The sequence below is a fragment of the Bacteroides sp. AF39-11AC genome (genome assembly GCF_003474285.1).
Classification (GTDB): Bacteria; Bacteroidota; Bacteroidia; order Bacteroidales; family Bacteroidaceae; genus Bacteroides.
Genome location: NZ_QROH01000007.1, coordinates 258,694 through 270,302, shown reverse-complemented (window position 1 = coordinate 270,302; position 11,609 = coordinate 258,694). Strand labels below are relative to the sequence as shown.

Annotated in this window: 5 protein-coding genes; all 5 read left to right on the top strand. The window is 43.2% G+C overall.

Annotated elements, in window-relative coordinates:
- The first annotated feature begins 527 nt into the window (after positions 1-527).
- From DW036_RS16840 to DW036_RS16820, 5 genes are read left to right on the top strand one after another with little or no spacing between them, the layout of a single operon-like run.
- Positions 528-1,820: a glycoside hydrolase family 71/99-like protein gene (locus DW036_RS16840; protein ID WP_118465410.1), complete on the top strand. Its 1,293-nt coding sequence runs from the start codon at positions 528-530 to the stop codon at positions 1,818-1,820.
- A 3-nt stretch (positions 1,821-1,823) separates the two neighbouring features.
- Positions 1,824-3,221 (top strand): sialate O-acetylesterase, encoded by a 1,398-nt coding sequence (locus DW036_RS16835; RefSeq protein ID WP_118465409.1) that lies wholly within the window; start codon positions 1,824-1,826, stop codon positions 3,219-3,221.
- 13 nt (positions 3,222-3,234) lie between these two features.
- Complete coding sequence (locus DW036_RS16830; RefSeq protein ID WP_118465408.1) at positions 3,235-6,897, top strand: heparinase II/III family protein; 3,663 nt, start codon at positions 3,235-3,237, stop codon at positions 6,895-6,897.
- A 60-nt stretch (positions 6,898-6,957) separates the two neighbouring features.
- Positions 6,958-9,219: a GH92 family glycosyl hydrolase gene (locus DW036_RS16825; protein ID WP_118465407.1), complete on the top strand. Its 2,262-nt coding sequence runs from the start codon at positions 6,958-6,960 to the stop codon at positions 9,217-9,219.
- A gap of 9 nt (positions 9,220-9,228) precedes the next feature.
- Positions 9,229-11,589, top strand: coding sequence for a glycoside hydrolase family 3 N-terminal domain-containing protein (locus DW036_RS16820; RefSeq protein ID WP_118465406.1), 2,361 nt, complete (start codon positions 9,229-9,231; stop codon positions 11,587-11,589).
- The last annotated feature ends 20 nt before the right edge of the window (positions 11,590-11,609 follow it).

Below are 11,609 nucleotides of genomic sequence, written 5' to 3'. Positions count from 1 at the left end.
GTTGCAGGACAGTAACTTCATTTACATACCGCGTTAAATGCTTTTACATTGTAGGTGAATTGTAAATGCTATCTGGTGGTAATCGATGAGTTAACGAAATGTTGTAGGCAAGGTTAATTCGTTTCTACTCAAGAACGAATTAATTTTGCCAACGCTATTTTAAATGTTTGATACTTATTGTGTTGTCATTATTTTTTTTAGGTATGCCAGTTCTGAATAATAATATTTCATTTAAGTGTTGCTTGTTGGGAGTTATTTTCTTGTTTGGGGAAGTCGTTGATCTTAGATCTCAAACGGTAGTGTTCTCTGAACTATCGGCACTTTGTTCAAAGTGATGGGAATTGATATAGATAAGAAAGACGTTCAAATAAAAACGCTATTAATGTTTCATTTTAATTGAAAATTAATTGTCAGATAAGCGCAATGTACCTGAAGGTTTAATTCCCCACCTTTACTTTTGCAGAAGGATGAAAAAATAAAAATAGGTAGAAAGTATTATAAATAATAGATATAAAAGATAATTCATTATGAGGAATAAGTTATTCGTTACATTGGGTATACTGGGCATGAGTTTGTTGGTTTATGCCGGTCCCAAACATTCTCAGGAAACTTCTTATCCAAGTTACAAAGGATTAATTATGGCGGGGTATCAAGGATGGTTCCGTGGACCGCAGGATGGGACCAATCAGGGATATGGGCATTATGGAACCGGAAAATTATTTGATGAAAAACATTGTACCATTGATGTATGGCCTGATGTAAGTGAATATCCGAAAACGTACGAAACTTCCTTTAAACATGCTGATGGAAGAAAAGCGCGTGTGTTCAGTTCAGCGGACCAATCTACTGTGGATTTACATTTTAAGTGGATGAAAGATTATGGAGTAGATGGGGTGTTTATGCAACGTTTTGTTGGATATACCCGTGGTAATCAGGAAAACTCTGTACCTAACCGCATCTTGGCAAATGCTTTGGAAGCTGCTTCGAAATATGACCGTGCTATAGCCGTTATGTACGATCTATCTGGTTTGAAGAAATCCGGTGAAGACTGCTCGATGATTATTGAAGATTGGAAGCGTCTGGTGGATAAACTGAAAGTAACGAATCAAGCGGGTAAAAAGACCTATTTGCATCATAATGGTAAGCCTGTTGTAGCGATTTGGGGTGTTGGCTTTCCCGACCGTCCCTACAATATCAGGAATATTGGTATGGAACGTTTAATAGACTTCCTACAAAATGATCCGGTATATGGCGGTTGTACGGTTATGTTGGGTGTTCCCACTTTCTGGCGGAATTTAGAATCAGATTGCATTAATGATCCCTATTTGCATACGATAATTAAGAAAGTAGATATCGTCTTGCCATGGACAGTTCAGCGCTTTTCTCCTCTGTTACATAACGATATGGATCGTTATCGTGATTTGGTTATTGGAGACATTCGTTGGTGTAAAGAGAATGGGGTAGACTATGTTCCTGCCGTGACTCCGGGATTTAGCTGGCATAATCTCAGTAAGTTGGAGTTCCCGGATGACGTGAAGCCTGTCGGCAGTATTCCACGTCAAGGAGGGCGTTTCTATTGGCAACAGCTTTCAACAGCAATGGTGGCAGGAGCTGAAATGATATATGTTGCTATGTTTGATGAGGTCGATGAAGGTACTGCCATATTTAAATGTACGGGAGATCATCCGGTTAGTGATACAGCCAAGTTTATAGATATGGACGGACAACCTTCTGATCATTACTTGTGGCTGACGGGAGAAGCTGCCCGTATGCTTAGGAAAGAAATGCCATTGACATTTAAGATGCCTGTAAGAAATTAAACAATGAAGCGATATCAGTTAATGATGACTTTACTTGCATCCTTTTTGTTTCTAACGGAAGGGGTGCAGGCTAAAATAACATTACCCGCTTTTTTCTCGGATGGAATGGTGTTGCAACAACAAAGTTCCGTTGCTATTTGGGGGAATAGTGACAAGAAAAAACAAAAAGTTACGGTAAAGACGTCATGGGATAACAGGAAATACACGGTAGCTGCTGATGAATCGGGGCAATGGAAAGTAAAGGTGGAAACCCCTGTATATGGTGGTCCTTATAGTATAGAGGTCAGCGATGGTGAAACGGTGTCTATTAATGATGTATTGATTGGTGAAGTATGGCTTTGTTCAGGTCAGTCTAATATGGATATGCGTGTAGGTGGGCGTTATAGCGATCCGGTGATTGGTTCATTGGATGCTATAGTTACTTCTGAAAATCCCGAAATCCATATGTTTACAGTGGGGAGTAAAATGACGTCCGAGCCCCTGACTGACTGTGAAGGTATTTGGCAAAAAGCCTCTTCAGAAACGGTCCCCGATTTCTCGGCTGCCGGATATTTTTTTGCACGTAAGCTGAATGAGGTACTCAGGGTACCTGTGGGCATTATCCATGCCAGTTATGGTGGTTCGCGGGTAGAGGCTTGGATGAGCAAGGAAGCGATAGAACCTTACAAAGATTTAGAGGATGTACACAATGCTTCCATTCTCTATAATGGAATGTTGAGTCCGGTTGTAGGATATGGCATACGGGGTTGCCTGTGGTATCAGGGAGAAGCCAATGTAGATGCTCCCGATTTGTATACCCAATTGTTTCCGTCATTGGTAAATGATTGGCGGAAGAAGTGGGGAATGGGAGAATTCCCTTTCTATTATGCCCAGATCGCTCCATTCAATTATAATAAAGGTGAAGGAAAAGGAAAGAATTCAGCTTACCTGCGAGAAGCTCAAACAGCATGTTTGAAATTGATTCCTTCATCCGGTATGATCATTCTGACTGATATCGGCGATGCGCGTACTATACATCCGATGGAGAAAGAAGCGGTAGGCAATCGCTTTGCATATATGGCGTTGGGGCGGACTTATGGTAAGAAAGGTTTTCCTACTACCGGTCCGTTATATAAGTCTATGCAGACGGAAGGAAATAAGATAACTCTGTCGTTTGATGAAATGGGCAAGGGGTTGACTACGTATCGCCAACAATTGACAGGGTTTGAGGTAGCCGGTGAGGATAAAGTATTTCATCCTGCCAATGCACGTTTTGGCAAGGATGCACAAACGGTTATTGTTTCAAGTCCGGTAGTGGAACAGCCGGTGGCTGTACGGTATGCTTTTAAAGATTATATAAAAGGTACTCTTTATAATATGTCCGGTCTTCCGGCATCTTCATTCAGGACAGATAATTGGTAATATATAGGATATCATGAAAAACAGAAAGAATTTATTTAGAATAGCTTGTGCCGCATTGTTCCTTTTTACTGGATTACCCCAAAATAGTCGGGCTCAAGAACCTTCCAAAGATTATTGGAACATACGTACCCAATTAACCCCATTGCGTCTCCCTCCTCCATCGGTTGGTTATAAACCGGAGTACCTGGATCTGAACGGAGACGGCAAACCGGATGCCATAAAGTCTGTTACCCACAATGACATCCCTATCTTGTGGCTGGACGATGACGGCAATATGAAGGAAGGTGACCTGGAAGGTGATATGGTGAACGACTGCTTGTTGATTGACCGTAATCGGGATGGAATTTACGGAGGTCAGGGAGACTTGATCATCGACTGGGTAGATACAGACGGAGATGGCAAAGCAGATATGCAGATTGTCATTGAATACCCGAAAGAACGTACAGGGGAAGTATGGCCTAACGGACATTATATGATAATGCTCGATCTGGACCATGATAATGTTTTCAATTATATCAATTGGAATAACTTTACTCTTCAATGTTGGGATCGTAGCGGTTTGTCCGATTTCTATGAGGACTATAGTGGTCATTCTGCTTTCATGAAGATACATACTTCTACGTATGATATGAAGGATTTGCGCTTGAACTGGGAGAATCCCTTCTTGTTCTATGATCCGGATAAAGACAATAGGACAGAAATGGCTATTCGTTTATTGGATTCTCCTAAGATTCACGATCCGAATGCTCCCTCTAACAGTTATGTGAATCGTCAGGTAGAAGGACGGGTAGATTGGGTGTCGCTTTCTGTGGATATTGATAACGACAATGCCACCGGTAATGAGTTTGACTTTGATTTCACTATCGGTTTCCAGGGCGAAGGTTTTGATTATATGGATCAGGTTCACCCTATCAGAAACCTGCGTGGAATGCCCGAGGCTGATAAATTCTTTATGGACCCCCGTTATCGTCAACTGACGGAATTAATATATCCGGATCATGACAGTGCCCGGGAACTGATCTTCCAGCGTGGTAAGTGGAACCGTATCAACTTTATCTATGATGAAGATGATGATTGCAGCCGTTGGGAACGTGTAGAGTTCTATGATCCCAAAGATCCGTTTAAGGTAGGATGGAATAAGGGTGGTATCGACAACAACAAACAGAGTGATGCTGCCGGTGACCGTGGTGAGTGGGACATGGATAATTCGGGTAATGCGCAGCTTTATATCAGCCGCTTTGACGGTCGCCTGCACTTGTATGGAGCAGAAACCGGAGTTTGGCGTATTGATCAGAATGCGGAATACTTCCAGGGATGGGACCGTATGTGGATGGGCTTTCGCGATCCGAAACAGTTTGCTACGGTACTTTATAGCGACCGTGACAATAATGGTTTCTTCGATCATATTGAATATGACCTCGATGGTGATACAAAGATGGAGACCGTGATTGACTTTAAAGAACTGGGTATTGACGATGCCTGTGAGGTGATTGATATTTCCAAGTTTACTTATAATGATTATGTTGCTTTAGGCAAACGGATGTCTGAAGATATCTGGAAGAATGCCGGGCAAGCCGTTCAGGTGGCACGCCAATATGGAGTAGAACCTTTGTGGTATGCTAAATGGATGCAAGCTTCAACCACACGCGAGAAATATAACCGTGGTTACTGGTTGCAATTCTACTTATACAAAGATCTGGAGAATCTGTTTATCCGTCAGGGCGATGCTGCCAAGCTCCGTTTGTTGAATCAAGCTTATTATTCCGGCGATTGGTCAATTGTAGCCAAGAAAGGCAACGAAGGTTTTTATTTCTTTTCTGATGAAGATGTTGCTGCTATTCGCTTATCGGTAAAATCACAGTGGGGAAAGAAAATCATAGCCGATTTGGAACAGAAAGTGAAAGAAAGACGTAAGCATCCGTTGGAAGTGCCTAAAGAAGAAGGAGGACATTTTCATGATTACTTCTGTCCGGTACATAATCTGCAATTTACTTTCCGTTGGGATAAGCCTTTGGCACAATATTGCTCGGCTTGCGATAAAGAGTGGATTGGAAACAACCGTTATGACTGGGCGTGGATTTATGAAGTACACATGCTGAACAGAGATTATATGTATCAGTGTATGTATCTTTATCTGGCCACCGGAAAACAACAATATGCTGATTATATCCGTACCATGTTATTGGATTATGCAGGTAAGTATGCCGGTTGGTTCGAGCATAACTCAGGTAGGAAAGCCACTGCTCAACATAGTGGGAAAGCATTTGCTCAGAGTCTGGATGAGGCCAACTGGGCTACTAAAGTGGCAATGGCCTATATGGCTGTTAAACCAGTTTTATCAAAAGAGGAAGTTCAAGCGATAGAAGAAGGATATCTGCAACCTGCCGCTACTTTATTGTTGCATCGTCCGGCCGGGGCTAACTGGCAGATGTGGCATAATAGTGGATTGGCTGCTTTAGGCATTGCTTTGGAAAATGACTCTATTGTTGATGTAGCAATCAATAAGGATAAGTATGGCTACCACTACCTGATTGAAAAACATAAAAATAACGATGGCTGGATAAATGAGGGATCTCCCCATTATCATTATTATCCGCTGGAAGCCTTGCTGTTCACTGCTAATGCAGTAAAATGCCGGGGGATAAAACTGTTTGATAAGGATTTGCACGATATGTTTGTGGAACCGGTAAAGGGGACATATCCAGATTTATCTTTCCCTGCACATAGCGATGGATGGTATGGGGCTAATCTTCTGTCTCAATCAGCCTTGTATGAGGTAGCAAATGCTCGGTATAACGATCCTTTCCTGAAACGTGTATTGGAACTGACTTATGCTCAGAAAAAGAGACTGGATCCCGAAGCTTTGCTAAGTAACCAGTTGATAAAAGCATCCGGAGAGAGTCTGTTACAACAGAGTTATTCGTTTAATACTTCCGGTTTCTGCTTGTTACGTAGTGATGCACGTACTGTTGTATTGAAATTTGGTGGAGAAGGTATCGGACACGGTCATCCGGATAAACTTTCCATTACGATTCATGATGGTAAGAATGAGCTGGTATCAGACTTCGGAACTTCCGGTTATGGAGTTCCGGATTATTTGAAATGGTATAAGCGTACTCTTTCGCACAATACGGTGACTGTGGATGCTAAGGATCAGAAAAGGAGTGTGGGTAAACTTTTGAAGTTCAATCCCCGTTCTGACGGAGGATATGCTGAGGCAGAAACCACTACAGCTTATCCCGGAGTCAGGATGAAACGAAGCCTGGACTTAAAAGGTACACATTTGCAAGATGTATATACTTGTACATCCGATTCTTCTCATTTATACGAATATGTCATCCTGTTCAATGAAAAACCGATTATGGATGGACAACCTACAGCAACTACATTGACAGGCAGCGAAGTACACGAACGGATTCATAATACTTTCTCCTATCCTTATAAATCTGGTTTTACTTGCCGTACTTCTTCTGCTTCCGTACAATTCGGCATTCCTGAGGGAGAAGTGGTGGAAGTGGTATTGGGCGAGGCTTCGGGAATACCGGCCAATCCAACCGTTAAAGATGGACCGGGTGCGGGAGATGTAGCAGTAAAGCCTTGTTATCCACTGATTATCCGTATGAAAGGGAAGGCTATGAAGGTTGAAGCTAATTGGAATCTTACACGTATCAAGTAACGACTGATTGTTAACATATAAATATTTGCTTTTATAACAAAAACATAAACATATAATTTTATGAAGAATAAACTCTGCATGCTGTTGTTGGTCTCAGGAATCGGATTGTTTTCCTGTGCAGAAAAGAACCTCCCAAAGGAGTATACCGATAGCGTGAATGTATTTATAGGGACTGGTGGACATGGGCACACTTTCCCTGGTGCAACTTTACCTCATGGAATGGTACAGTTGAGTCCGGATACCCGTCTCTTGGGCTGGGATGCTTGTTCCGGCTATTATTACGACGATACTTCCATCATGGGCTTCTCTCATACTCATCTTAGTGGAACGGGTATTGGAGATTATGGCGATATACTCTTTATGCCCGTAGTCGGCGAGAAACCTTTGATTGCCGGAACGGCAGAAAACCCGGATGAAGGTTATCGTTCTCGTTTCTCTCATGAACAAGAGAGTGCCCGGCCGGGCTATTATCAAGTACTGTTGCAGGATGATTCTATCAATGTGGAACTGACCGCTACTTTGCGTGCAGGCCTGCATCGGTATACTTACCCTAAGGCAAGTGATGCCCGTCTGATTGTGGATATGGAACCTACCATTCATGGTCATCAGCATCCTGTTACTCAGATTCGTGTGGTGAATGATTCTACCATAGCAGGAATGAAATATACTGTTGGTTGGGCTAAGCGTCACTATGTATATTTCTATGCAGTGTTTTCCAGTCCGTTTGATTATAAATTGTATTCGGGAACTGAGTATCAATCGGATAGTACATCTGTAACAGTCAATACCGCTAAGGCAGTGATTAGTTTTAGAAATCTCCCTGCTGACGGACGTGTATTGGCAAAGGTCGGTATCTCAAGTGTGGACGAAGAGGGTGCCCGATTGAATGTAGAGGCTGAAATCCCCAATTGGGACTTTGAAGGTGTCATGAAACAGGCGAATACTGCCTGGAATGAAGCCCTTGGAAAGATTGATATCGAAACTTCGGACAATGATAGCCGTACTGTATTTTATACTTCACTGTATCACGCATTTATCCAGCCGAGCCTGGCATCCGATGTAGATGGGCGTTACCGTACAATGGGACATGAGATTAAACAGGATGCTTCTTATACAAATTATACGGTGTTCTCTCTTTGGGATACTTTCCGTGCAGCTCATCCTCTCTATACCATCGTTACACCGGAGCAGAATCAGGCTTTCATTCGTTCACTGCTTCGTAAGTATGATGAGGGTGGCATCTTGCCTAAATGGGAACTGGCTTCTAATGAAACCGGTACTATGATCGGTTACCATGCCGTTTCTGTCATAGCCGATGCCATGATGAAAAAACAATGCGATTTTGATGTAAAGAAGGCATTGGAAGCGTGCATACGTTCATCAGTATATGATACTACGGGTGTCACGCCGATGATGGATCGCCAGATTCTGAATGGGAAACTGATGCCTGTATCCATTAAATATAAGAATGAACTGGGATATATTCCTTGCGATAAGGTAGGTGGTTCTGTTTCACAAGGATTGGAATTTGCCTATAATGACTGGCTGATAGCCCAGATGACGAAGGAGCATAACCGTAAAGACCTTTATGATAAATATATGGAGCTTTCCAGGAACTATCGGAATTATTTTGATCCGGAAACTAAACTGATGCGGGGACGTCTGAGTGATGGCAGTTGGATTACTCCTTTTGATCCGGCATCCGTGCAACGTCCCAGTAATTACGTAGAGGGAAATGCATGGCAATGGGCATGGTTTGTTCCGCAGGACGTAGAAGGACTGATGGAACTGGTTGGGGGACAGAAATCTTTCGAAGCCCATCTGGACACGCTGTTTACTACAAGTTCCGAACTGACGGGTGATCCGAATGCCGCTGCCGATGTTACCGGGATGATTGGGCAGTATGCACATGGCAATGAACCAAGCCATCATATTCCATACCTTTATAATTATGCCGGTGCACCTCGCAAGACACAGGCTTTAGTAGACCATATTCTTCGTACACTCTATCATAACGATCCTAACGGGCTTTCCGGAAACGAGGATGTTGGACAAATGTCTGCTTGGTATGCATTGAGTGCTATGGGATTCTATTCGTTCTGTCCGGGCCGTCCGGTCTATGAGATTGGCCGTCCGATGTTTGATAAAGTAACTATTCATTTGAGTGATGGAAAAGATTTTGTAATCCAAGCGAAGAATAATAGCGAAGAAAATAAGTATATTCGCTCCATGAAGTTGAATCGTGAGGAATTGGCGGAACCAAGATTCTCTCATTTCGACTTGATGAAGGGTGGAGAATTAATATTGGAAATGGAAAACTAAAAAGATGCTATGAAAAGAAGAATTGCTTTATGTATTGCTGTATCGCTTTGTGCGGGTGTGTATGCGGGTAATAATCCCGGTATATATAAGAAAGGCTGGATTGATTTTAACAAGAACGGCGTGAAGGATATTTACGAAGATCCTTCGGCACCGATAGAGGCAAGGGTAAAAGACCTGCTGTCGCAGATGACTCTGGAGGAGAAGACTTGCCAGATGGCTACTTTGTACGGGTCCGGCCGTGTACTGAAAGATTCGCTTCCTACCGAGAAGTGGAAAGATGAAATCTGGAAGGACGGTATAGCCAATATCGATGAACAGGCCAATGGTTTGGGACGTTTCGGTTCTTCTTTATCATACCCTTATGTGAATAGTGTAGAAAACCGGCAGACCATTCAGCGATGGTTTGTGGAACAGACCCGCTTGGGAATACCTGTCGATTTCACCAATGAAGGAATTCGCGGACTTTGCCATGACCGGGCCACCATGTTCCCTGCCCAATGCGGACAGGGGGCTACCTGGAATAAGGAATTGATCAGTGAAATAGCTCAGGTCACCGCTGAAGAGGCTAAAGCGTTAGGTTATACTAATATTTATTCTCCTATTCTGGATATTGCACAAGATCCGCGTTGGGGACGTGTAGTAGAGTGCTACGGAGAAGATCCTTTTCTGGTGGGAGAGCTTGGAAAACGGATGATTAAAGGACTCCAGCAAGAAGGACTGGTTGCCACTCCCAAACACTTTGCAGTATATAGTATACCTGTCGGTGGGCGTGATGCCGGTACCCGTACCGATCCGCACGTAGCACCGCGTGAGATGCGGACTCTTTATATCGAACCTTTCCGCAAGGCTTTTTGCGAAGCCGGAGCATTGGGAGTCATGAGTTCGTATAATGACTATGATGGTGAACCGATTACCGGAAGCTATCATTTCCTTACTGAAATACTTCGCCATGAATGGGGATTCAAAGGATATGTAGTGTCTGACAGTGAAGCGGTAGAATTTCTTTATTCCAAGCATCAGGTGGCTGCCGATGCTGTAGATGGAGCTGCCCAGGTAGTAAATGCGGGACTGAATGTGCGTACTAACTTTACTTTGCCCGAGAACTTCATTCGTCCGCTTCGGCAGGCTATTAGTGAAGGAAAGGTTTCCATGCAGACGATTGATAGCCGTGTAGCAGATGTGTTGCGGGTGAAGTTTGGAATGGGGTTGTTTGATAATCCTTATAAGGGAGATGCAAAACATCCTGAAAAGGTGGTGCATAGCAAGGAACATCAGGCAGTATCTATGAGAGCTGCTTTGGAATCTATCGTTTTATTGAAGAATGAGAATAATATCTTGCCACTCTCCAAAGATTTGAAGAAAGTAGCAGTGATTGGTCCTAATGCGAATGAAGTGCAGAACCTGATTTGTCGTTATGGTCCGGCTAATGCTCCGATAAAGACGGTATATCAAGGAATAAAAGAGTATTTGCCTGATGCAGAGGTTCGCTATGCAAAGGGAACGGACATTATTGATAAATATTTTCCGGAGAGTGAACTTTATGAGGTACCATTGGATCAGGAAGAACAGGCTATGATGGATGAGGCTGTAGCCTTGGCTAAGGAATCGGACGTAGCCATCATGGTGCTGGGAGGAAATGAGAAAACGGTACGTGAGGAATATTCCCGTACCAATCTGGATTTGTGCGGACGACAGGAAAAACTGTTGCAAGCTGTATACGCAACGGGCAAACCTGTGATCTTGCTGCTGGTAGATGGACGTGCCGCCACCATCAACTGGGCTGAGCGTTATATTCCGGGTATTGTACATGCTTGGTTCCCGGGAGAATTTATGGGGGATGCCGTGGCACAGGTACTTTTCGGTGATTACAATCCGGGTGGTAAACTGGCGGTAACCTTTCCCCGTTCGGTAGGGCAGATACCTTTTGCTTTTCCTTTTAAACCGGGTTCCGATTCAAAAGGTTTTGTACGTGTTACCGGTACGCTTTATCCCTTCGGATATGGTTTGAGTTATACTACTTTTGCTTATAGTGATTTAAAGATAGAGAATCCGGTCATTGGTGTACAAGGCAGTGTGAAGCTGAGTTGTAAAGTGAAGAATACAGGAAAAGTTGCGGGAGATGAAGTCGTTCAGCTTTATCTGCATGATGAGAAGAGTTCTGTGACTACATATGTAAAAGTATTGCGTGGCTTCGAACGTATCCATCTGGAACCGGGCGAAGAAAAAGCGATTGACTTCGTACTTACCCCGCAAGAGATGGGATTATGGAATAAGGATAATCATTTCGTAGTAGAACCGGGTACATTTGCTGTAATGGTAGGAAGTTCTTCACAAGATATCAGGTTGCAAGGGAAGTTTGAAGTGAAATAATCGCTATCTTTGCTATGCGA